Below are 22,790 nucleotides of genomic sequence, written 5' to 3' on the forward strand. Positions count from 1 at the left end.
TAAGCCGGATTGTTTGTGGACAACCGGCTTTATGGGAAAGAGACTTTTATCCACAGGCAAAGACCGTTTTTCACGAAGCTGCGAAATTCCTGGCCGATTCGAGCGTGTTAAAGAGAAGCATAGCTATCGTCATAGGCCCTACCCCGCCGGGAACGGGCGTGATGTAGGAGGCTTTTTGGTTTACCCCTTCAAAGTCCACGTCCCCCGTGAGCTTGCCTTCGTCGTTCCGGTTTATCCCCACGTCTACTACGACCGCACCTTCCTTGACCATGTCGGCGGTGATGAAATCGGCGCGCCCGATCGCCGCCACGAGAATATCGGCCCTCTTCGTCACCTCCCCCAGGGGCTTCGTGCGCGAATGGCATATCGTCACGGTCGCGTGGCGGTGGAGCAGAAGCATGGAGACGGGCTTCCCGACTATATTGCTCCTTCCGACGACCACCGCTTCCTTGCCCTCTATGCCTATCTTGTAGAAATCGAGCATCTTTATTATCCCGTGCGGGGTGCACGAAATGAACCTCGGCTTCCCCTCGACGAGGAGACCGACGTTATAGGGATGAAAGCCGTCTACGTCTTTAAGAGGGGATACCGCCCTCAGTATTTTCGTTTCGCTTATCTGGGTAGGGAGAGGGAGCTGGACCAGTATGCCGTGTATGTTGTTATCCGCATTAAGCCTCTCGACGAGCGCGAGCAGCTCCTCCTCGGTCGCCTCGCAGGGGAGCCTGTGCTCCTCGGAGTAGATGCCCGCTTCAGTGCAGGCCTTTCTTTTGTTCCTGACATATATTTCAGACGCCGGGTTATCCCCGACGAGAACGGCCGCGAGGCCGGCCGTTATTCCGGTCTCCGCCCTGAGCCTCTCCACTCCCTCAGCGACCTCGTTCCGTATGTGCTGCGAGACAAGCTTGCCATCGATGATTTCAGCCATTTGTGACTCCTCTTCCTCAATCGAATTTCCAGAAATGGTTCAGTGGTCCGTGCCCTTTCCCGAGCTCGAAAGAGCGCATTATTGCATAAGTGACAAAGTCCTTGGCCTCCTTCACCGCGTCTAACGGGGAAAATCCCTGTGCAAGCGCTGCGCAAACGGCCGCCGAATAAGTACACCCGGTTCCGTGCGTGTTTTTTGTCGCGATCCTGGGCGCTTTCAGCTCGTAGTGGTTTTGCCCGTCGTAAAAAACGTCTATCGCGTCCGCGAGGTTTTCGAGGTGGCCTCCCTTCACGAGCACGAATCCGGGGCCCATCGACTTGATCGCTTCCGACGCCTGCTTCATCCCCGATAAGGACGATATCCTGACCCCGGTAATTACCTCTGCTTCAGGGATGTTAGGTGTCACCATCAAAGCCAGCTTGAAGAGCTCGCTCACCAATGCCTCCCTTGCCCCGGCGTCGAGAAGAGTATCCCCTCCCTTCGATACCATGACGGGGTCGACCACGAGATTCTTTATCCCGTACTCTTTTATTTTCCTGGACACGGCCGAGACGATATCTTTATTGGAGAGCATCCCGGTCTTCACGGCGTCTGCTCCTATATCGCCGAGCACGGCGTCAATCTGGAGCTCGACGAACTCCGCCGGCAGGTCCGAAATGCCCAGAACGGATTCCGTATTCTGGGCGGTCACGGACGTTATCGCCGACATGCCGAAAACCCTGAACGCGGTAAAGGTCTTGAGGTCGGCCTGTATACCCGCGCCTCCCCCCGAATCGGAACCCGCAATTGTCAGTGCTCTCGGAACCTTTCGACCCACGCCGCTTTATTCTACAAAGCTTTTATAACCATTACAAACAGGCCTGTCCCGCGCCCTAGACTAAATAAAATTTAAATGTAATATATTCTCAGCGAAAACAACCGAAGGAGATATAGGAGTTATGGCAGAGATTTCAGAGAAGGACGAAGTTCTGTTCCCGGAGCTTTTCAAGGTGGACAATGAAGGCAGGGTCAGGCTCGTGGCGGGGTACTCGAAAGAGTCTAATAACTGGACTTTCCCGAAATACCTGGCCGACCCGGTAAGCTTCTCGGACGAAGTCGAAGAGAGGCTGCTCAGCCCCACGGGAGAGCTGCATTCATTTACGGTCGTAAGGAGGAGCATGCCCGAGTTCCCCGTCCCATACGCGCTTGCGCTCGTAGATTTTCCGGAGGGAGTCAGGGTCATGGCCCAGGTCGAAACGAGTGACCCGGAGGGACTGAAAATCGGCCAGAAGATGGGAGTCACGATAGGGACCGTGAAGAAATCCAAGGACGGCAGGGACGTTAAATCGTATAAATTCGTACCCGTCAGCAACTGACCGGGGCTCTCCTGTCCGCAGAGAGAAATTACTTTCCAGCGTTGACAAAAGCTTACCGCGCATTCCGTCTTAAATTCCGGGGAGTCCTGATCAGGCGGACTCCGGGATTGTAAAGACATATAATCTTTATTTACTTTTGACCCTTTATCATTTATTCTGAAAGTAGTCTCTCAAAGAGTATCTCACTCGATGAAGAAACCTCTTCTTACGCTCGTCTTATCGGGAATAATCGTCATACTTCCTATAACCGCTTATACGGTCAATACGGCCGACTCATACCCGGAAGACGACCCGGCCGCGGAATCCCCCGCCGGGAAGAACAAAATCCTCTCGGTCGAGGTAACGAACACGGACCTCCGCCTGATCCTCCTGGGAACTCTCACGAGCGGCGGGGTGTCTAAAGCGATGATAAAGAACCCCGTCACCGGGGAGCTCGGATCGTACGTCCGGGGGGACGTACTCGACCTCGTCAGCTCGGAAACCGTGAAGGTAGCCGAGATATCCAACTGCGCCGTGCTCATCGAGAGGTCTGGAAAATTCGAGACCATGGAGTGCGAGAATAAAATGCCTACCGTCGTTTTTAACAGACCGTCCGCACTCTCGAGGTACAGAATAATCCTTCCCGAAGACGGCAAAACCAGGTTCGTCTTCTCGGACGAATTTATAACGGACTACGACAAGGACATACTGAGCGTGAGCGAGAAGCACGGGGTCGATCCATATCTCGTGAAGGCTGTGATAAAGGCCGAATCGAACTTCGACCCGGACGCCGTGTCGCCCAAGAACGCACAGGGCATAATGCAGCTGATACCGGAAACCGCGAGCGATTACGGAGTAGATGACCCGTTCGACGCTAAGGACAACATGGAGGGCGGGGTGCATTACCTGAAAGACCTCCTCGAGTACTTCGACGGGGACATGAGCCTCTCTCTCGCGGCGTATAACGCGGGCAAGGGCGCCGTCATAAAACACGGCTTTTCTATCCCGCCCTATCCGGAAACGACGGACTACATAGCAAAAGTCCTCGGATATTACAAATTGCTCAGGGCGAAAAGCTACGCTTTAAAAAGATAACCCGCCGCGCGCCTCCGGCAAGCAGGCTCGGGGAGATGATGCCAGACCGCTGTTTCGTGAAGCATATGAGCGCGCCGGTTTGACAAAGCCCCGTTTTTTATCTAGACTTCTAAATTCACTAAATTAATTCAGAGGGCCCATAGCTCAGTTGGTTAGAGCGGCGGACTCATAATCCGTTGGTCCCTGGTTCGAGTCCGGGTGGGCCCACACTTTAGAAGAGGTTATAGTTTTCTAAATGGGCATAGAAGTTAAAACGAGCGGCAGCCTCCCAAAATCAGTCCCGATACCTGTTTCCACATTTCCAGCAAGAATCATTAAAACCCTTCTTTCCGAAAATAACGCGGCAAAAAAAAGGAGAAAAAAATGAGAAACCAGATTTTGGTTCTCGAGACGCTCCAGAGAGTAGATATGGAGCTAAGTCAACTGGAAAAAAACTTGAGAGAGTACCCCGAAAAAATCGCGGATTATGAAAACGAGATAGAGACTTCAAGGTTAAAGCTGGAAAATTCAAAAAAAACAAGGGAAGAGATACTTAAGAGCAAGTCGAGGACGGAGCTCGAAATCGCGCAAAACGAGGAACTGATTAAACAGGCCGAGCAGAAGCTGTTCGAGATCAAAACCCATAAGGAATACGAGGCACTCCAGAAGCAAATCGCGGATACGAAACGAAAGAACTCGGAGCTTGAAGAAAAGCTTCTCGAAGAAATGGAGAGGCTCGAGGAAACCGAATCCCGGTTATCGAAAGAAGAAGAGGAACTCGCTAGCAAGGAGAGTGAATACAGCGACAAGATCGCCGGCTTCAAGGATAAGATAGAGGAGCTGAAAATCCAGTATCAGCCGAAGAAGGAAGAGAAAGAAAAAATCGCATCAGGACTCAGCCCCGAGATCCTACCCGTATACGAGCGCGTCAAGAAAAGAAACGGTTTCGTGCTGGCGCTGGCGAGGAACGAGGTATGCACGGGCTGCAATATGAACATCCCGCCCCAGCTGTTTAACGAAGTGCTGACACTATCGAGACTGATACAGTGCCCCAACTGCCAAAAATTCCTCTACTGCGAAGAAGAACCCAAGAGTGAAGCTAAAACAGGATAGCCTGCCTTTCAAGAAATCGGGTGATGACCGCATCGATATTTATATCGACGGCGCCGCCAGGGGCAACCCGGGCGAATCGGGCATAGGGGTCCTGATCAAGGGGGAAGGCGGCAAGGCCCGTGAAATCAAGAAATACCTCGGAACACGCACCAATAACCAGGCCGAATACACGGCTCTTATAACCGCCCTCGAATCGGCCCGCGGCCACAAAGACCAGGAAATCCGGATTTTTACGGACTCCTTGCTGCTCGCCAACCAGATGAACGGCTTATGGAAAGTGAAGCACCCGGAGATAAAGGAGCTCTTCAAAAAAGCGAAGGGCTTAATCGAAGGATTCAGCCGGGTTACGATCAGCCATATACCCAGGGAAGAGAACAGGGAAGCCGACAGGCTTGCGAACCTCGCCATTGATGAATATCTTTAAATGAAGAAGCAAGTGAGCCGGACAGTCGCCGGCCTTAGCGGAAACGCCGGGGCTGGAGGAAAGTCCGAACTCCGCAGGGCAGGGCGCTGGGTAACGCCCAGGTGTCGTGAGGCAACGGAAAGTGCCACAGAAAACAAACCGCCCAAGCTCTCCAGCGATGGAGAGCCGGCAAGGGTGAAAAGGCAGTGTAAGAGACTACCGCGCAGGCTGGCGACAGCAGGCGGCACGGTAAACCCCGCCCGGAGTAAGACAAAATAGGGAAGCGCTTTTCCAGCGAAAGAGAGGACGGCCCGTCCGATGCTTCCGGGTATGTTGCAAGAGGCATTCAGTAATGGATGTCCCAGATGAATGACTGTCCTCGACAGAATTCGGCTTACAGGCTCGCTTGCTTCTAACTTATTTTTACCAGAACGAACTCTTTTTTCCCTATCCTCATGCGGAGAGTGCCTTTATCGGGCACGGGCGAGTTCATATCGGTGACCCTTTCCCCGTCTATGCTCACCCCGCCCTGGGCTATGAGACGCTTCGCCTCGTTCCTGCTCCTGAGCTTCTCCGAGGACTCGACCACGAGATCGAGGAGCGTCTTCCCGTCGTCCCGCTTTATGACTACTTCCCTCGCGTCATCAGGGAACTCCCGCTGCGAGAACTTGGTCGCGAAATCCTCTGCCGCCGACTTCGCGCTGTCTTCCCCGTGGAGCCATGAAGTGATCTCGGACGCGAGCGCCCTCTTCGCGTCCATCGGGTGTCCTTTCTTGAGCACGTCTATTTCCTTTTCGGTCCTCCGCGTGAGCAGCTCATAATACCGCCACATGAGCTCGTCGGGTACGGACATTATCTTCCCGTACATATCGACTGGGGTGTCCTCGACCGCTATGTAGTTGTCGAGGGACTTCGACATCTTCCTCACGCCGTCCAACCCTTCGAGTATGGGGAAGAGTATGGCGACCTGCGGCTCCTGCCCGAAATGCTTCTGCACTCCGCGTCCGAGCAGTATGTTGAACTTCTGGTCAGTCCCTCCGAACTCGACGTCAGATTCCATCCTGACCGAATCGTAGGCCTGAATCAGTGGATAGAGGAACTCGTTGACCGATATGGGGACGCCCGCCTTGTAGCGCTTGCTGAAATCGTCCCTCTCCAGCATGCGGGCCACGGTTTCGAGCGCCGAGAGCCTGACCAGCTCCTCGCCGGTCATCTTTCCGAGCCATGCCGAGTTGAACATGACCTCCGTCCTGTCCCTGTCGAGTATCCTGAAGACCTGCCTCTGGTACGTAAGCGCGTTCTCCTCCACCTGCGACTTCGTGAGCGGGGGTCTTGTCTCGGACCTGCCCGACGGGTCTCCTATCATGGCCGTGAAGTCCCCGATGAGGAACATCACGGTATGTCCCAGGTCCTGGAATTCGCGGAGCTTCTTTAACAGGACGCAGTGTCCAAGGTGGAGGTCAGGCGCCGTGGGGTCAAAGCCGGCTTTAATCCTGAGCGGCACGCCTTTTTCCTTCGATTTTTTAAGCTTCGAGAGGAGCTCGGGCTCTGATATTATCTCCTCGGTCCCGCGCTTGACTATTCCGAGCTGCTCCTCGGGCTCTATGAATTTCACCTTGTTATTTCCCCTTCTTTCGGTAGATTTCGGTCATGGAAGCCGCTCAAAAATATAGAATATCACGGTAGTTAGTCAATGGTGAGTTTTCGTCCCGGCGCACTAAATACCCTACCGAGGCTGTTTATAATCGAAACTTTAGATAGAATATTGGCCCATGATAACGGAAATCCGTGGCAGGAAGCTCCGGCTCCTGATACCGGCGCCGGAGATAAAGAAGAAGGTGAGAGAGCTCGGGATGCAAATCGCGGGGGATTACAGGGACAAGAACCCGGTCTTCATAGGCATACTCAAGGGAGGGTTTATATTTCTGGCCGACCTCGTGAGGGAGCTCGATTTCAACGTCGAGATCGATTTCGTAAGGACGTCGAGCTACAAGGAGGGCATGGAGCCGGGAGAGATCGAGCTCGTGACCGATGTGTCCATCCCGCTTAAAGGGAGGCACGTCGTGATGGTTGAAGATATGCTCGACACCGGGATTACGCTCGATTTCTTAAAATCCGTGATTCTCTCGAAGCAGCCTGCGTCCCTCGGAATATGCGCGCTCATCGACAAGAAAGAGAGGAGACAGGTCGACATAGAAGCCGATTACACGGGGTTCGACATCCGGGAGGGGTTCATAGTCGGGTACGGGACCGACTGGCGCGAGGCCGGGAGGAACCTGCCCGGCGTCTACGTGCTCGAATAGGCCGTTCGCCGGAACACCCGTCGGCGTCAGTTAAGACCTCAATGTAAAATATCCCGTACAAAGCGGTTACAATAAACTTAAAAAAACGCCGGAGACACATACATGAGCCTCAGGGAAAAGATTCCGCAGGATTTAAAAGACGCTCTCAGGAGCAAAAGGGAGCTCGAGCTGTCGGTCCTCAGGATGCTCCAGTCCTCCATCCGCAACAAGGAGATCGAGAAGCAGAAGAAGGATCTCACGGACGAGGAAGTAATCGAAGTCGTAGGGGGCGAGATAAAAAAAAGGAAAGAAGCCGCTGCCGAATTCGAAAAGGTGAACAGGCAGGAGGCGGCCGACAGGGAAAAGGCGGAAATAGAGGTCCTGATGAAATATATGCCCGCGCAGATGAGCGAGGACGAGATCAGGGCGGAAGTGACGAAAGCCGTCGCAGGCTCGGGGGCCCTGGGGCTGAAAGACCTGGGTAAGGTGATGAAGATAATAATCCCCGCCGTAAAGGGGAAGGCGGACGGGGCGGCCGTCAACAGGATCGTCAGGGAAGAGCTTGAGAAGCTCGAGCAGGGATAATATTTTTACATTCTGGAACCGTATTAACAGAACTCATACGGCCTCGAACCAAATAAGGCCGATCATATTTAATACACTCAGAGGAGTCGCCGATGGCAGAACCTGCGAAAAAATTAAAAACGGGCTCGGAAGGCGTCGTGTGGGACCTTTCAGACCTCTATTCGGGCCTGGATGACGCCCGGATCGAAAGAGACATAAAGGACGTAATAAAAAAATCGGCTGCCTTCGAGAAAAAATACAGGGGGAAGATAAACTCGAAAACGATAAACGCCCCTAACCTCCTTAAAGCCGTGAGAGAGCTCGAATCCATAAGCGAGCGGATAGGGAAGCTCCTTTCGTTCGCGTACTTGGTCTTCGCGGCCGATACGGCGAAGCCCGAGCACGGGGCGTTCCTCCAGAAAATCCAGGAGAAAGCTACCGAGGCGAGGAAATTTCTCATGTTCTTCGAGCTCGAGTGGGTGGCTTTGAGCGGCCCGAAAGCCCGGAAGCTTATGGACGACAAGAGGCTTTCGCGCTACCGCCATTTCCTCGAGCAGGAGCGTAAGTACAAGCCTCACAGGCTGAGCGAGCCCGAGGAAATGATCCTCGACGAAAAAGCGAACACCGGATCGAGGGCGTTCAAGCGCCTTTTCGACGAGGTGCTCAACAACATACGCTTCAAGGTCAGGCTCGGCGGGAAAGTAAGGTCTCTCAGCGAGACGGAAACGCTCGCCCTCCTCTACGACCCCGGCCGAGCGAATCGGAAGGCTGCCGCCGAGGGGCTCACCCGGGGACTCGTAGAGAATTCTCACGTGCTCACATTCATATTCAACACTCTCGTCCAGGACCATGCCGTGAGCGACCGTCTGCGCTCGTTCTCTTACCCGATGGAGTCGAGGCATCTCGACAACGAGATAGACAGGGACACGGTCGAGGCGCTGATTACCTCGTGCGAAAGGAATTACGGCATGGTGGCGAAATACTACAGACTCAAGAAGAACCTCCTCCGTCTCAAAAACTTCTACGATTACGACCGCTATGCCCCTGTCTTCTCAGAATCGAAAACTATAAAGTACGGGGAAGGGAAAGAGATAATACTCGCGTCGTTTGAAAAGTTCTCCCCGAGGATGTCGGGAATAGCCGGGGAATTTTTCGACAAGAACTGGATCGACGCCGAGACGCGTGACGGAAAGAGGGGTGGAGCTTTCAGCCACGGAACGGTGCCGAGCGCGCACCCTTACGTATTCATGAACTACACGGGGAGGCTGAGGGACGTCATGACGCTCGCTCACGAGCTCGGGCACGGCGTGCACCAGTACCTGTCGAGAAAGCAGGGGTACTTTCAGTCGAACACCCCGCTGACGACGGCAGAGACGGCGAGCGTCTTCGCTGAGATGCTCGTATTCCACAAATTAACCGAAACGGAGAAAGACCCCGGGACGAGGCTCGCGCTCATATGCAGCAAGCTCGAGGACATATTCGCCACGGTTTTCCGCCAGGTGGTGCTGACGAGGTTCGAGGAGAGCCTGCACGAAAGCCGGAGGAGCAAGGGGGAGCTGCCCCGGGAGGAGATAAACAGGCTCTGGGTCGAGGCGAATAAGCCCATGTTCGGGGACTCGGTCGAGCTCACGGAAAACTACAGCCACTGGTGGCTGTACATTCCCCACTTCATACACTCTCCGTTTTACTGCTACGCGTATTCGTTCGGGGAGCTGCTCGTGCTCGCCCTCTACCATAAATATTTAAACGAAGGGAACAAGTTCGTCCCAAGGTATATAGAACTTTTATCCTCGGGCGGAAGCGAAGCGCCGGACAAGCTGCTAAAACGCGTGGGTGTCGATATCAAGGACCCAGGCTTCTGGCAGGGAGGGCTCGACCTGCTCGGGGATATGGTTACGGATGCCGTTAAGTTATCTGCGGAAGTGGAGAAAATGGGCATCAGAACACAAATATAAACTAGAGAATCAATTGTTCTGAACAGAGAAGGACGTCAAGTTATATCCTTTTGTTGATTCCACCATTCCCTCTGAACCTCTTGAGTTAGTTTATAGGATGTCTATAATAGTTTATACAAATAATTAACCTTTGATCCTATTTTGGTGATTAGATTGATAAAGATTAGTCAAAAAATATTTGTGATTTCAATCACTTCGCTAGGTTTGATGGGTTGCTCTACTTACAAAGTTGGTGTCAACAGTTACCTTGAGCCAGATACAACAATGATAAAAACTAAAAGCGTCTACGTCTTAGCTAATAAACAAGTCCCAAATTGTTTGAACATACATAAAATTTGGTAAATCAAAATGGGGTGGTTCATATTTCTTGCAATTGCAGCATTTATAATCTGGATAGTCATCCATGATGTTAAAGAACTTAAGAAAAAAGAAGAACTCCGCAATGCTAGAATGCAGGAGTTGTATGAAAAACGTGAAATAGAGAGAGCTGAGCGAGAGTTACGAATGCATAGTAGCTCTGACAAATCTTATATAGCCCAAGATTGGAATGAAAGAAGGCTTTACGTATTAAATAGAGATGGATACAAGTGTAGAAATTGCGGTGGAAAGTCTGGTCTACAAGTGCATCATATTATTCCACGTTCTCAGTCCGTAAATCATCATGTTGATAATCTTATTACTCTATGTGTTTATTGCCATTCAAAACATCATAATGCTGATTTTGTTCCCGCAGCTATCGAAAGAAAACTTAGACTGAGTCAATACCATAAGACAACATATAAAATGCGTAAATCGAGGAAAGAGCATCACTGTAGTGATTGTAATCGCTTGATAGAAAAAGGAACTTCATATTATTTTGCTCAGAGGGGTTATATACAAAAAAAGTTGTGTGAACAATGTTTCTTGAAGAGTAGTAGCGGAATAAATAGATTTTAAAAGCTATGAAGTCAATATATCTTAAATTGTCCCGAACTACAAAAGCCTTTACTGTTAGGTCTTCCAGTTAGCTTGTTTTATTTCATTCTACTACATCACCGCCATGACCTAAACGTGTATCTCTAAGATTTACCCCCTAATGGAGACTGAAAGCTTATGCAATCAATATAATCATAGTTGTAGATTATTAAGGGGAAACCTGAAATGTTTGCGGATTATCCTTTAGAAGTCTTTTACATATAATTGACTCGTCTACGTAACCCTCATCGAGTATCCTTTTAAGCATTGCCGCAATATCATTGTTAGTTACTCTTAGATGACCCGTAGTTCTGAATTCCACGCCGATTCTATCTATATACTCCCATGTATACTCTCGTACTTGAGGCTCACCGTCTTTTAGAATAGTAATGAATTCGGGCAAGCCGTGATGAGCCACTAATCCACTATGTCGATCTGTCATTCATCTTAGATTACTCCTCAGTTAGTTAATGTAAAGGATAAAACACTACTACACTCCAAGTCTAGAATCGCTAGAGGGTCTACTGCGTTGTTTCTTATTTACTCCATCATTTCCTTAACCCAAGGCAATCTAGCAACTGTCTTATCCTTATACTCTCTAGACACATGAGAATAGATCATAGGAGGAAAAATCAGTATACGCCTCTTAATTGCTCTCGGCCAGCACGCCGTACAGCACGTCGCTCAGCTTACCCATTTCGTAGGGCTTGGGCAGCACGCCCTTGAAACCATACTTCCTGTACTTCTCGAGTATCGGGTCGCTCGAATAGCCGCTCGATACTATTGCCTTTACGCCTGGGTCGAATACGAGGAGCTTTTCTATCGCCTCTTTCCCGCCCATGCCTCCCGGCACCGTGAGGTCCATTATGACCGTATCGAAGGGGACTCCTTCCATCTTCGCCCTCTTGTATAGCTTCAGAGCCTCGCTCCCGTCTTTCGCGAATTCGACCTCGTACCCGATATGCCTGAGCATTTCGCCCGCGGCTTCCCTCACCTCGATCTTGTCGTCCATTATCAGCACCCTGCCCCTGCCCTTCTTTATCGGCTGCTCCGGCTTCGCCTCGGCGCTGACGGCGTGCCCTTTTGCGGGCAGGTATATAACGAACTTCGTGCCGACGTGGAGCTCGGACTCGACCGTGATATAACCCCCATGGTTTTTAATGATCGAATAGGACGTAGAAAGCCCGAGGCCGCTCCCGGTCTGCTTGGTCGTAAAGTATGGATCGAAGATCCTGGACAAATATTCCTTGGGAATGCCGATGCCTTCGTCGGCGATCGTCGTCTTCACGTATTTCCCGTCCTCGAGCGGGACCCCTTTTTCTTTCCTCGCCTCGGCGTTTTCGATCCTTATCGTTATTTTCCCCTCGTTCGTCATCGCCTGGGCCGCATTGATCAGCATATTGCTGATCACCTGGCTTATCTGCCCCTCGTCTATCTCCACACTCCAGAGCTTGTCCTCGACCATAAAATTGAATTCTATGTCCGAGCCGCTCATGGTGAAATTCGCTGTCTCCCTTATGACCTTTTCGAGCGACGTTACGGTCCTGTTTTCAAGCGCGCCGCCTTTGGAGAAGGTGAGGAGCTGAGTGGACAGGTCTTTGGCCTTGTGACAGGCTTTGAGCGCATGGAAGAGCCTCTGCTTGACCTTATCGTCCGATATGTCCGGGAGCGAGCTCAGGGATATGTTCCCCATTATTGACGTAAGGAGGTTATTGAAATCGTGAGCGACGCCTCCCGCGAGCACCCCTATAGACTCTAGCTTTTGTACTTTGAGCAGCTCTTCTTCCAGTTTTTTCAATTCCGTGATGTCCCTGAATACGAGCACCACGCCGATTATGATGCCGTCCCTGTCGCGTATCGGGGAGCTGCTGGCCGAAACGTACCGGCACCCTTCCCTCCCCTTCGTAATGAGCACGGTGCCGCTTTCGAGACCCACGACGTTATTGGCGTTTATCGCCCTGCTCACAGGGTTTTCCTTCCTCTCCCCGTTCTCGACGTTGACTATGAAGAATACTTCCTCGATAAATTTCCCAATTGCCTCGGCGTGAGACCAGCCCGTCAAACGCTCGGCTACGCGGTTTATGAGCACCACCCTTCCTTCCGTATCCGTCGCGATCACGCCGTCACCTATGGAGCTGAGCGTGACGGCGAGGCGTTCTTTCTCCTCGAAGAGGGCCTGCTCTATGGACTTCCTGTTGTTTATTTCCCTCTGCCTCTCGAGCGCATACTTTATGGACCGCGTGAGATGACTTACGTCGACCTCGCCTTTTATGAGGTAATCCTGCGCCCCGAGCTGGACCGCTTTGACAGCGAGCTCTTCATCGCTCGTTCCGGTAAGAACGATTACGGGAACTTCCGGGCAGCGCTCGTGGAGCTCCGCGAAGGACTCGAGCCCTTCGCTGTCAGGGAGCTGAAGGTCGAGAAGCACCAGATCGAAGCCGCCTGACTCGAGGACCTCTATGCCTCCGGCGAGCGTATCGACACACTCGATCTCGAACGAAACGTTGCCCGCGCCGCCGAGCATCTTGGCGACGAGCCTGGAGTAGCTGTCGTTATCCTCAACCAGTAATGTTCTTATCGGGCGAGAAGACATTTGGTTATCCGGAATGCACATGACCTCATCAATTGATTTTTGAATAATTAATCGTAATTAAATGGATGCAAAAACTGTACCAATATAACAGCCATGATAATTAATCGTTATTAAATATAATTTTTCAAACTGTGCAAAAATTGCCCGTCTGGAACTGACAAAATACGTAACATTCGCCTATTGCGGTAACAAACCTTTGTCAGCCATGACCGTGACCCGGGGCCTGAAGACTCAAGGGATTGAACGAAGGATCAAGATGATTTCGAACAAATGAACGGATCAATTCTATCTTTCATTTATTGAAACTGTTCAGATTGAAGACGTTGTCTTTCGCATCTTCATCCTTGTTATTCTTGTCGGCATACATCAGCTCGTCGGCCTTGACCAGAAGCCTGTCTATTGACGACGGTACCCGCGGATCGAACTTCGCGATCCCGTAGCTGAGAGAAAGGTGGTAAGGCTTCATTCCCTTGGAATTATGCTTCTCCAGGTTTTCCGTTATGCGCCGCTTGATAGCCTCCTCGCCGTTCCCGTCGGTATCTGTAGTTACGACGACGAATTCGTCCCCGCTTATCCTGGCGGTCACGTCCGAGTTCCTGAACGTCTGCTTTATTACCTGTGCGGCGTCCATGAGGGCCTGGTCCCCGATATTGTGCCCGTACGCGTCGTTGATCTGCTTAAGACCGTCGAGGTCGATGAGTATGAGCAGCACCCGCTCCTTTCTCCTTTCCGCGGCCTTTATATGGTGGTCCGCGAAAGCCAGAAACCCGCGCCTGTTATAAAGGCCCGTGAGGTCGTCGGTTATCGAAAGGCTGCGCAGGCGCTCTTCCATCTTTTTCCGCTCCGTTACGTCGCGGGAGTTCACGATAACGCCCATGCCGCTCAAGCCGGGCGGACAGAGCTTGCCGATCGATTCGAGAGTGATCCAGTAGCCTTCCTTGTGCCTGACACGGAACTCGGCCGAATACAGCCGGTCCTCGTTCTGGAGGGTTTCCGTAAAGATATCGAGGACCTTGGGCAGGTCCTCCGGATGTATGAACTCGAATACCCTTCTGCCCAGAAGGTCGTCGTCGTCGTAACCGAGTATGCGCTTATGAGAAGGGCTCACGAATTTCATCGTCCCGTCCACGTCCAGCATTTCGATAAGATCGAGCGCGTTCTCTATGAGGAGCTTGAACCTCTCCTCAGTCTGCTTCACGGCGTCGTCCGCTTTTTTGCGCTCTATCGCATACCTGATCGAGCGGACGAGCAGCCTTGCGTCCACCTGTCCCTTCATGAGATAGTCCTGAGCGCCCATCTGGACTGCTTTGAGGGCCAGCGATTCGTCGTCTGTCCCCGTGAGGACTATTATCGGGACATCCGTGACTTCGCTTATGCTGAGGAGCGTATCTATGTTCCCGCTGTCGGGAAGGTCGAGGTCGAGGAGTATGAGGTCTATGTTGCCCACGGAAGCCCTTTCATAGCCGCCTGAGAACGTATCGTGGTGCTCAACTTCCATAGGGCAGGAAGTCTGCTTGGAAAGAATCCTCTTTATCAGCTGCGCATAATCCAGATTGTCCTCGATCAGTAAGACCTTTATGTTCTGCTCTATCATTTTCCGTAGTATCCAGCGGGGACGGCTCGTTTGATGTACGAATAGATGTAATGATTTTTTTCCGGTCCAGGGTTAAACCGGTCAGGCATCAATCCCCCTCCACGTATCGTATAAGTGACAGTAAAAAACACAACAAAAAGCGTGCCAATATAATCGTCCCAAGCGTTCGCCGCAAGGGTCTATAAATACTGAATTATTTACACGCTCGCATCACCCGGCCGCATGGATTTCAATTTATGCGGACAATATTTGTCGGCCGCCCGACATTTCTCAGTCATATATTATTTTTTCATGTTTACGGGGATAATCGCGCTTTATATATATTCCCGGTATCGATCATCCGGTAACCGCAGTTTAAAGAAACGCCGGTATGCCGGATGATATAATGTCTTGACGGGAGAAAGGACATGAAGCTGCTAGTCGTCGGGGCCTCGAGTGGGATCGGCGCCGCGCTTGCGGAGCAGGCGGTCAGGGAAGGACACGGAGTCACCGCGCTCGTACGCAGACCGGAGAGAATGAGGCCCGGCGCCGTGGGCGTCAGGATAGTCAAGGGCGACATAAGGGATAAGGATAAAGTCTCTGCAGCCGTGGCGGGCCAGGACGCGGTATGCATCACGATCGGAATCAATCCCTCGTTCAGACCCGTCACGGTCTTCTCGGAGGGCACGAGAGCGGTCGTCGAGGCGATGAAAAGACATTCTGTTCGGAAGCTGATATGCGTCACGGGGATAGGGGCCGGGGACAGCAGGGGCCACGGCGGTTTTCTATACGACAGGATAGTTTTCCCGATTTTGCTTAAAAGAATATACGAAGACAAAGACGTTCAGGAGTCGATCGTGAGGAACTCCTCCCTCGAATGGGTGATCGTGAGGCCGGGCTTTTTGACGAACGGTCCGGTTACATGTAGATACAGTGTGCTTACGGACCTCACAGGCGTGACATGCGGCAGCATATCGCGGGGAGACGTCGCACACTTCATCCTCCGGGAGCTCGAAAGCATGAAGCACGCCGGGCAGACACTTCTCCTTACCTCCTGACCTGACCGCCGGGCGGAACCGATTTTAAGACAAGCATTCTCGCCGAGTATGGAATTTACCGGGATCCCTGTATTATAATAGTCACGACGTGAGAACCGCACAAGACCGGAAGCTTATATGCCCTCTATAAAAGACACACGGCACCAGATGGTGCAGTTCGTATTCCCCGAGCACGCGAACCCCCACGGCACCCTCCACGGGGGCAGGCTCATGGACTGGATAATGCTCGCGGGGAGCATAAACTCGTCGCGGACAGCAAGGGGCATAACCGTGCTGGGAGCTACGGACAGCATCGATTTCATTAACCCGGTGAAGGTGGGAGAAATAGTAACGCTCGACAGCTCGATCGAATATATCGGATCGAGCTCCATGGAGATAGGCGTTACAGTGCATTCCGAAAATCTCGAGACTCGCGAGAAGAAGCTCACGACCCACTCTAGCCTGGCGTTCATAGCCGTGGATAAGGACGGAAGCCCTAGGCGGATAGCTGAGGTGATCGAACCTGCCGACGAAGAGGAAACGGCTCTCCGCGACGAAGCAAGGAAACGGAGGGAGCAGAGGGTCCCGAAAATCGGCAGGAGGGACGAGCAGGCAAGGAACATAATCGACGAAACCGAGATAACGAGGATGCGCCTCGAGACGACGAAGGTGGTGCTCCCCGAGGACAGCTTCTACGGGAGCTTCATGTCGGTAGGGAAGCTCATGCTCGATATAGACGAGACCGCGGCCATACTCGCCATGAGGTTCGTCAAGGGGGTCCTCGTTACGGGGTCGCTCGACGAGCTGTTTTTCTACTCGCCCATCAGGGTAGGCGACATCATTATTTTCAAGTCCGGTATTACTTACGTCGGGAACACGTCGCTCGAAGTCGGCATCAAGGTCCTTTCCGAAAATATCCTGACCGGGGAGCAGAGGCATACGTGCACGGCGTTCCTGACCTATGTGCACGTCGGCGACGACGGAGCGCCTAAGAAGGTGCCCGAGTTCAGGCCCGAAACGCCTGAAGAGAAAAGGCTCTGGAAAAAAGCCCTTGAGAGAAAAGACAGACGGACCGAGAGGCTGAGGCGCCTGAGCGGGATCATGTCGTAAAGGGCGGAAATTTCCCCGCGGTTAATTTTTGTGTTAGGATATTCGAAAGCTCCTCTTTACACGCTCCGTAAATTTTTAATATAACGATTCCGGCAGGTTATAACATGCATTACCGCGCCGTCCATAAGCCGAAATGATGCACAGAACGCTCATGTTCCTCCTCTGCCTGATTATGCTCGACATCGTGACGGTGCCCGTGGACGACCGTTCGCCGCTCCGGGAAGTCCACGGCCAGACTGAGCAGGACACAGAAGAAGCGAGTGAGAGCGGTCCCGATTCCGAGGGCGGAATAGTAAATCTCCAGGGAAGCATCAGCATCGTCGACCTGATCATGGCTGTGAGCGAGATCAATGACGAAGTTTACGTCATCGACAGTTCCGTCCGGCCGAACGAGATAAGCATAGTGACCCCCGGGGGCGGGATGAAAAAAGAAGACCTGCTCGGCCTCTTCGACACGGTGCTCCGTTTAAACGGACTTGCGGTAGTGAAAGCGGACGGCATCAACAAGATAGTCAATACGAGCGATATAAAGGGAGTAAATACCCCCGTCGAGTCAGACGGGATGGAATAGTTTTTACGAACGCTCAGAATACGGGCGTCTCGCTCCTCTCGCTCCTTATAACCAGGTAATTCGAGAACAGGATAAGAACCCCCCCTATCAGGAGATATAAACCTATCTTCTGCGAGAAGAACACCCATGCGAGGACCGTAGCGCTCACGGGCTCGAGCAGGAGTATTATCCCCGCGACCGAAGCCGAGAGCCTCTCGAGCGACCTGTAGAAGAGGAGGTGAGGCAGCGCGCCGCCCAGGACGGCGAATGCGGCGAGATATCCCCAGTCCAGAGTGGAAAGGTCGAGCGTAAGCCTGAGGAGCCCTTTATCGGCAATGAGAAAATTCATTACGGGAAGGAGCAGTAGGAGCCAGACCGAGGCGAAACCGGACCAACCGAAAGTGGTCGTGATGTAGTGCTGATCGAGTATCGCGCTCCTCTTGCCCAGAATGACCCATAGCGAGAGCAGAACGCCGGCTGCGAGCGCGGCAGCTACGCCGAATAAAGAACCCGCCTGACCCGCCTCCCACGACTGGAGCAGGACGGCCGTCCCCGCAAGGCCGATGAGCACGGACGCGAGCTTGACGCGCGTCAGCCTCTCGCCGAGAACCGCCCTCCCTATGAATATCGTCCACACGGGCTGCGTGTAAAGGAGCAGCACGGCCAGCGCGACCGGCACTCCGAGGGCGATACCCGTGAACAGGGACAGCTCGAGGAGCCCGCCGATAAGCCCGTAGAGCGCATAGAACGGAATTTTATCCCACTTCAGCATGTACCGGCCGGGCCTCATCAGCACGGCGGGAAGAAGAAAGACGAATACAAGCAATGATCTGTAGAAAGAAACGTCGTACAGCGAGAGCCCGCGGTCGAGAAGAAACTGCCCGCCCGGCGCTATAACTCCGTATAAGATGCCCGCGATAATTATGTACCAGTATTCCCTGTGCATAAGATTGATTTGAAAAGACGGGAGGGACGGCCTCTCCCGGTTATCGATTACAGCCGGAGCGCCCTTTATTTCAAATCTTTGAGCCTCGGCATGACCTCTTCGACGAGGAGCTTCATGGACCTCACCCATTTATCCTTTGGCTTCCATTCGTGCCCCATGACGAGGAGGACGCCGAACCCGCCCACATAATCATATAGCTCCCTTATTCTTCCGACCGCATCGTCGGGGCTCCCTACGATCCAGAGGTTGTCCATCATGTAGTCGACCGTTACATCGGAGTCGGACATGGACTTCCCGGTCTTGAATATATCGAGGTTCCCTCTTATCTTCGGGACCATCTTGAAGAAATATTCGGTGAAGTCCCTGGCGAGCGTGCCTTCCCTGACGTCCCGCCTCGCCTCCTCCGTGCTCTCCGCGATATATATGTCCCTCGCTATGCGCCATAGCGATTTCTCGGGTTTCCTGCCCGCGCCGGCTGCCCCTTCCTCGACAGAGGCCCAGTGCGTTCTGAGCACGTCCCTCGTTATGAAATTAATGCTCATCGGTATCCATCCGTTTGCGCCCGCGATCCTGAGAGTCCCCGAGCCCGCCGTAATTCCGGCTACCGCGATCGGCGGATGGGGTTTTTGATAGGGCTTCGTGTGCACGCCGAGTCCGACGTCCGGCTGCGGCGCCGGGATGGTGAATTTCCACCGTCTGTTCCCGTACTTCCCCGGCCTGGGGTCTTTCCATAAATCCAGAATGAACCCGAGCGATTCGTCCGTCAGCTCCCTCTGCTCACCCGATTTCGCGTCGATGCCGAACGCCTCGAAATCCCCTATGAAGCTCCCTGCCCCGACGCCCCAGTAGAACCTGCCCTTCGCGAGGTGGTCGAGCACGGCGATCCTGTGCGCGAGCACGAACGGGTCGTGGTCGGGGAGGCATGAAACTCCCGTACCGAGAATAATGTTCTTCGTAAGGGGGATCGCCTTGGCTATCAGCAGGTCGGGAGCGGCGATGTTCTCCCAGCCGGCGGTGAAATGCTCGCCTATCCACGCCTCCCTGAACCCGAGCCCGTCCAGAATTACGATCTGTTCGAGGTCGGCGTCGAGGGTCTCGGTAAGGTCAGAGCCCGCAGGGTGAAGCGGCATGGTGAAGTAGCCTATTTCCAAAGGAGACTCCGCTTTATCGAATTTTATTCCGAGTTTCAGGATATTAACACATCGCGTGTTTTTCCACAAAAACGGAGCGCTGTGTATAACCGTTATTCACGTATCGATATTTATTCTTTGAATTTGAGTGCCGGCTTACGTATACTCTTTAAGCCACGGCAAGGACCGATCCCCAATGGCAGTCATCCCAGGACGCGCCGTAAATGCAATCCGTGAATTCCTGAAGCTTGAATCCGCGAGCGGAATAATTCTCGTGGGCGCCGCCGTGCTCGCCCTCATACTGAGCAACTCGCCGCTTTCGAGCCTCTACGACCTTTTTCTGGATACGCCGGTCGAGATCAGGGTGGGAGCGCTTCAATTGGCGAAGCCTCTGCTCCTCTGGATCAACGACGGTCTCATGGCCGTATTCTTTCTCTTAGTCGGACTCGAGATAAAGCGCGAGGTGATGGACGGGCAGCTGTCGAGCTTATCACAGATCGCCCTTCCCGGCATCGCCGCTGTCGGGGGCATGATCGTACCCGCGCTCATATACGTATTCTTCAACTTCAATTATCCGGGAGGGCTCAACGGCTGGGCGATACCCGCGGCGACCGATATCGCGTTCGCTCTCGGCATAATGACCCTGCTGGGCTCGAGTGTACCAATCTCGCTCAAGCTCTTCCTGATGACACTCGCGATAATAGACGACCTCGGCGCAATATTGATAATCGCAATTTTTTATTCCGGGAAGCTCTCCCTCGTCTCGCTCGCAGTGGCGGGGATAGCTATCGCGGCGCTCGCGGTGATGAACCTGAAAGGCGTGAAAAGGATCGCTGCTTACGTCATAGTGGGGGTAGTACTCTGGATATGCGTCCTCAAATCGGGCGTGCACGCTACTCTCGCGGGAGTGGTGCTCGCGTTCGCGATACCGCTGAGGACCAAGGACGACGAGCCCTGCCCGCTCCGGGAGCTCGAGCATACGCTCCACCCCTGGGTGGCTTACGGCATAATGCCTGTGTTCGCCTTTGCAAATGCCGGCGTGTCGCTCGAAGGGATGAGCCTGGGCTCCCTCCTCGAGCCGATACCGGTGGGCATAGCTCTCGGGCTTTTCCTGGGAAAACAGCTCGGAGTGTTCGGCTTCGCTAAGCTTTGTATCAAGCTAGGACTGGCAGCCCTGCCCGAAGGCGCGACGTGGCTCTCTCTCTACGCGACGTCCGTGCTGTGCGGGATAGGTTTCACGATGAGCCTCTTCATAAGCACTCTCGCTTTCGACCCCGGAGCGTCGGGCGAGGGCATCTCCGCGAGGCTCGGCATACTCGCGGGGTCGTTCCTGTCGGCCGTCGCCGGATATTTGCTGCTTAGGTACGCGCTCGGCAGGGAGACCGGACAGGCAATCAATAAAGAGCACACGGAGTGAAACGACTCTTGCGAAAAACAGCGATCGACCGCGTCAAAGGTTTGCTCCTTTTCGTCTCCCTTTTTTATCTGACGTTCTATATCCCGATGGCTCTAACTTTTTACTTCCCTCAGTGGATGAAGCTCAACTGCGAATGGCACGAACGTTGCGGAATAATCGGTTACGATAACGCGTACAGGGGAATGGAAGAACTCTCCGCGTTCTTCAGACACCATGGGGGACTCGACCATTTCTACACAACGAAGGAGAAAACTCACTTAACGGAAGTGCGGGGGATGTTCGACAAGATGCTCATAATCGGCATTGCTGCTGTCGTACTGCTCGCACTCACCTACGACAGGAAGAAGATAGGGCGATTCGCTTTAATCAACGCAGCGATCATACTCTCGCTTCTGATCGTGCTCCCTTTTTTCACGACGTTCTGGAGGGACGTTTTCCACCCTCTGCTCTTCAGGAACAATCTCTGGATAAACAACAGGTATGACCTGTCCTTTTATATAATGCCGAGACAGTTCTTCAAATACACGGTCGCGCTTATAGTTCTTGTTTCAGTCGCGGTGAACGCCGCAATCTGGCTTTCATTGCGCAAGGGCTCCAAGAAGACCTGATCCCTGTCCGTCCGGTCAATCGAATATGTTGCCGGGGTCGCACGACTGGGGCTTGGAGCAGGCGTCGAAGTCCGACTGGTTGCTGTGGTCGGCATTCAAGCCGTACCTGTGGGCGAGCTCGTGCTTCCAGACCGAGAACTCACCGCACCCCTCGAAGCCGCCTTCGGAGATCACTATCGCGTCGATATCGAAGAAGTAGATGCCGCCGCACACGCTGCGGTCGACCGCCTCGCACTCGAAACGGTTCGGCACGACATAAACTCTGAGCTCCGAGAGCGGGGGAACGACGGTGCCGTCGAGCGGGAAGTCCTCGAACCCTATCTGAGAGTCACCGAACTGGCAGTTGAGGAATTCCTCCGCCCTGTTATCGAGGAGGTCGAGCACGTGCTGATCGCCCGCGTTCACGCCGGGATCTATCGCCACCTGCATTCCGTAAAAAGGAGTGGTAAGGTCGTAGTCCTGCGATTCGACGACTTCCCGGTCTATGAGAGGGTCGACAGGGCCGCGGAAAAAGTCTTCAACGTCGTTGCACGCAATGAGTATAAAGATAAAGAGTGTGCTGATCACCACAGGGAGGCGTTTCATACCGTCCATCCTCGAAAACAGGTTTATTTATATACTAGATATGATAACCGACAGATTTTGCCTATGCCATCGAAGAAATTCATACTAAGCACAAAACTTTAGAGTAAACTTTGGATAAATAGTCAAACGCGGGGGAGATAATATGAGACCGGGAGCGTCGCACATCTGCTTGTTCTTGATATTAATTTCGTTTCTCAATTGCAAGGCCGGCAACGAAAGCGGCGTTTTCCCGGAAAACTGCACCGGGGCCGGGTTCGAGTACAGGGGCGACGGCGTAATTCTTAATACCGAGGGTCAGTCCTCGCAGAGCCTCTATCTCCTGAACAACAAATCGGAGAGCGATTACTGGATCACGCACCCCGTCAAAGACCCCGGGGCGAGCGCCGGATGGACGTCCGACATCAACCCCGGAAACTGGTCGGCTTTCACAGTGAATATCCCCGACTTCGAATTGACCTGCATGAAAACGGGACAGAGCTCTATGGAGACCCTCGACTGCGAAAAGGTGCTGAAGGTATGCAGGATCACTAATCCCGTGTTCAAGCCGGACATGAGCGGGAACTACTGGGTGTCGGAGGATAAGCCCCTGGGAGCGGTGTTAGATGAGATCAGGAGCCGGGGGATAGAGTGGTGATGA

23 protein-coding genes, 1 tRNA gene and 1 other RNA gene are annotated in these 22,790 nt (G+C 53.0%); 17 read left to right on the forward strand and 8 right to left on the reverse strand.

Annotation, left to right across the window (positions count from 1 at the left end; genetic code table 11):
* Window positions 1-70: 70 nt before the first annotated feature.
* Window positions 71-925, reverse strand: a complete 855-nt coding sequence (folD, locus tag AB1598_07285; GenBank protein MEW6144809.1) for a bifunctional methylenetetrahydrofolate dehydrogenase/methenyltetrahydrofolate cyclohydrolase FolD — start codon at window positions 923-925, stop codon at window positions 71-73.
* 16 nt (window positions 926-941) lie between these two features.
* Window positions 942-1,742, reverse strand: coding sequence for a bifunctional hydroxymethylpyrimidine kinase/phosphomethylpyrimidine kinase (gene thiD / locus AB1598_07290; protein ID MEW6144810.1), 801 nt, complete (start codon window positions 1,740-1,742; stop codon window positions 942-944).
* A 121-nt stretch (window positions 1,743-1,863) separates the two neighbouring features.
* Between thiD and AB1598_07295 the strand changes: the two genes are divergently transcribed.
* From AB1598_07295 to rnpB, 7 genes are all read left to right on the forward strand, one after another.
* Window positions 1,864-2,280, forward strand: coding sequence for an OB-fold domain-containing protein (locus AB1598_07295; GenBank protein MEW6144811.1), 417 nt, complete (start codon window positions 1,864-1,866; stop codon window positions 2,278-2,280).
* A gap of 189 nt (window positions 2,281-2,469) precedes the next feature.
* Window positions 2,470-3,354 (forward strand): transglycosylase SLT domain-containing protein, encoded by an 885-nt coding sequence (locus tag AB1598_07300; GenBank protein ID MEW6144812.1) that lies wholly within the window; start codon window positions 2,470-2,472, stop codon window positions 3,352-3,354.
* A gap of 133 nt (window positions 3,355-3,487) precedes the next feature.
* Window positions 3,488-3,561 (forward strand) — tRNA-Ile (locus AB1598_07305).
* 28 nt (window positions 3,562-3,589) lie between these two features.
* On the forward strand, window positions 3,590-3,721 hold the full coding sequence (locus tag AB1598_07310) for a hypothetical protein (protein ID MEW6144813.1): 132 nt from the start codon (window positions 3,590-3,592) through the stop codon (window positions 3,719-3,721).
* A complete protein-coding gene (locus AB1598_07315) occupies window positions 3,718-4,446 on the forward strand; it encodes a C4-type zinc ribbon domain-containing protein (protein ID MEW6144814.1) in 729 nt (242 codons plus the stop codon). Before AB1598_07310 ends, AB1598_07315 begins: the two co-directional genes overlap by 4 nt.
* Window positions 4,427-4,870, forward strand: coding sequence for a ribonuclease HI family protein (locus AB1598_07320; GenBank protein MEW6144815.1), 444 nt, complete (start codon window positions 4,427-4,429; stop codon window positions 4,868-4,870). The genes AB1598_07315 and AB1598_07320 overlap by 20 nt, the downstream gene beginning before the upstream one ends.
* Window positions 4,871-4,879: 9 nt before the next feature.
* Window positions 4,880-5,262: RNase P RNA component class A (gene rnpB, locus AB1598_07325), an RNA gene on the forward strand.
* Here the strand turns inward: rnpB and tyrS are convergent.
* Window positions 5,262-6,455: a tyrosine--tRNA ligase gene (gene tyrS, locus AB1598_07330; GenBank protein MEW6144816.1), complete on the reverse strand. Its 1,194-nt coding sequence runs from the start codon at window positions 6,453-6,455 to the stop codon at window positions 5,262-5,264. The two genes, rnpB and tyrS, sit on opposite strands and share 1 nt — an antisense overlap.
* Window positions 6,456-6,621: 166 nt before the next feature.
* Here tyrS and hpt point away from each other — a divergent pair, with 166 nt between their 5' ends.
* The 4 genes from hpt (at window position 6,622) to AB1598_07350 (ending at window position 10,586) form a co-directional block, all read left to right on the forward strand.
* Complete coding sequence (gene hpt / locus AB1598_07335) at window positions 6,622-7,152, forward strand: hypoxanthine phosphoribosyltransferase (protein MEW6144817.1); 531 nt, start codon at window positions 6,622-6,624, stop codon at window positions 7,150-7,152.
* 102 nt (window positions 7,153-7,254) lie between these two features.
* Complete coding sequence (locus AB1598_07340; GenBank protein MEW6144818.1) at window positions 7,255-7,716, forward strand: GatB/YqeY domain-containing protein; 462 nt, start codon at window positions 7,255-7,257, stop codon at window positions 7,714-7,716.
* 92 nt (window positions 7,717-7,808) lie between these two features.
* Window positions 7,809-9,650, forward strand: coding sequence for a M3 family oligoendopeptidase (locus AB1598_07345; protein MEW6144819.1), 1,842 nt, complete (start codon window positions 7,809-7,811; stop codon window positions 9,648-9,650).
* Between the two features lie 504 nt (window positions 9,651-10,154).
* Window positions 10,155-10,586 carry an HNH endonuclease gene (locus tag AB1598_07350; GenBank protein ID MEW6144820.1) on the forward strand — a complete coding sequence of 144 codons (432 nt, stop codon included), beginning with the start codon at window positions 10,155-10,157 and terminating at the stop codon, window positions 10,584-10,586.
* Between the two features lie 664 nt (window positions 10,587-11,250).
* Here AB1598_07350 and AB1598_07355 read toward each other — a convergent pair.
* Window positions 11,251-13,197: a response regulator gene (locus tag AB1598_07355; GenBank protein ID MEW6144821.1), complete on the reverse strand. Its 1,947-nt coding sequence runs from the start codon at window positions 13,195-13,197 to the stop codon at window positions 11,251-11,253.
* Between the two features lie 292 nt (window positions 13,198-13,489).
* The gene (locus tag AB1598_07360; GenBank protein ID MEW6144822.1) at window positions 13,490-14,791 is read right to left on the reverse strand and encodes a diguanylate cyclase; all 1,302 of its coding nucleotides are present in this window, start codon (window positions 14,789-14,791) and stop codon (window positions 13,490-13,492) included.
* A 407-nt stretch (window positions 14,792-15,198) separates the two neighbouring features.
* Here AB1598_07360 and AB1598_07365 point away from each other — a divergent pair, with 407 nt between their 5' ends.
* From AB1598_07365 to AB1598_07375, 3 genes are all read left to right on the forward strand, one after another.
* Window positions 15,199-15,828, forward strand: coding sequence for an SDR family oxidoreductase (locus AB1598_07365; GenBank protein MEW6144823.1), 630 nt, complete (start codon window positions 15,199-15,201; stop codon window positions 15,826-15,828).
* Window positions 15,829-15,945: 117 nt separating this feature from the next.
* Window positions 15,946-16,917, forward strand: a complete 972-nt coding sequence (locus AB1598_07370) for an acyl-CoA thioesterase (protein MEW6144824.1) — start codon at window positions 15,946-15,948, stop codon at window positions 16,915-16,917.
* Window positions 16,918-17,050: 133 nt separating this feature from the next.
* Window positions 17,051-17,488: a hypothetical protein gene (locus tag AB1598_07375; protein ID MEW6144825.1), complete on the forward strand. Its 438-nt coding sequence runs from the start codon at window positions 17,051-17,053 to the stop codon at window positions 17,486-17,488.
* A gap of 13 nt (window positions 17,489-17,501) precedes the next feature.
* Here AB1598_07375 and AB1598_07380 read toward each other — a convergent pair whose 3' ends face one another.
* Together AB1598_07380 and AB1598_07385 are read right to left on the reverse strand one after the other, a co-directional pair.
* Window positions 17,502-18,413 carry a DMT family transporter gene (locus tag AB1598_07380; GenBank protein MEW6144826.1) on the reverse strand — a complete coding sequence of 304 codons (912 nt, stop codon included), beginning with the start codon at window positions 18,411-18,413 and terminating at the stop codon, window positions 17,502-17,504.
* A gap of 65 nt (window positions 18,414-18,478) precedes the next feature.
* Window positions 18,479-19,564 carry an LLM class flavin-dependent oxidoreductase gene (locus AB1598_07385; protein MEW6144827.1) on the reverse strand — a complete coding sequence of 362 codons (1,086 nt, stop codon included), beginning with the start codon at window positions 19,562-19,564 and terminating at the stop codon, window positions 18,479-18,481.
* 175 nt (window positions 19,565-19,739) lie between these two features.
* On the opposite strand from AB1598_07385, the gene nhaA reads away from it, so the two are divergent.
* Together nhaA and AB1598_07395 are read left to right on the forward strand one after the other, a co-directional pair.
* Window positions 19,740-20,960, forward strand: coding sequence for a Na+/H+ antiporter NhaA (gene nhaA, locus AB1598_07390; protein MEW6144828.1), 1,221 nt, complete (start codon window positions 19,740-19,742; stop codon window positions 20,958-20,960).
* 8 nt (window positions 20,961-20,968) lie between these two features.
* Entirely contained in the window at window positions 20,969-21,568 is a 600-nt protein-coding gene (locus tag AB1598_07395) for a DUF1461 domain-containing protein (protein ID MEW6144829.1), read from the forward strand.
* A 15-nt stretch (window positions 21,569-21,583) separates the two neighbouring features.
* On the opposite strand, the gene AB1598_07400 is transcribed toward AB1598_07395, so the two are convergent.
* Entirely contained in the window at window positions 21,584-22,153 is a 570-nt protein-coding gene (locus AB1598_07400) for a hypothetical protein (protein ID MEW6144830.1), read from the reverse strand.
* 142 nt (window positions 22,154-22,295) lie between these two features.
* Between AB1598_07400 and AB1598_07405 the strand changes: the two genes are divergently transcribed.
* Window positions 22,296-22,787, forward strand: coding sequence for a hypothetical protein (locus tag AB1598_07405; GenBank protein ID MEW6144831.1), 492 nt, complete (start codon window positions 22,296-22,298; stop codon window positions 22,785-22,787).
* Window positions 22,788-22,790 lie beyond the last annotated feature (3 nt).

This window comes from Thermodesulfobacteriota bacterium (assembly GCA_040754335.1).
Lineage (GTDB): Bacteria > Desulfobacterota_D > UBA1144 > Nemesobacterales > UBA2774 > 2-12-FULL-53-21.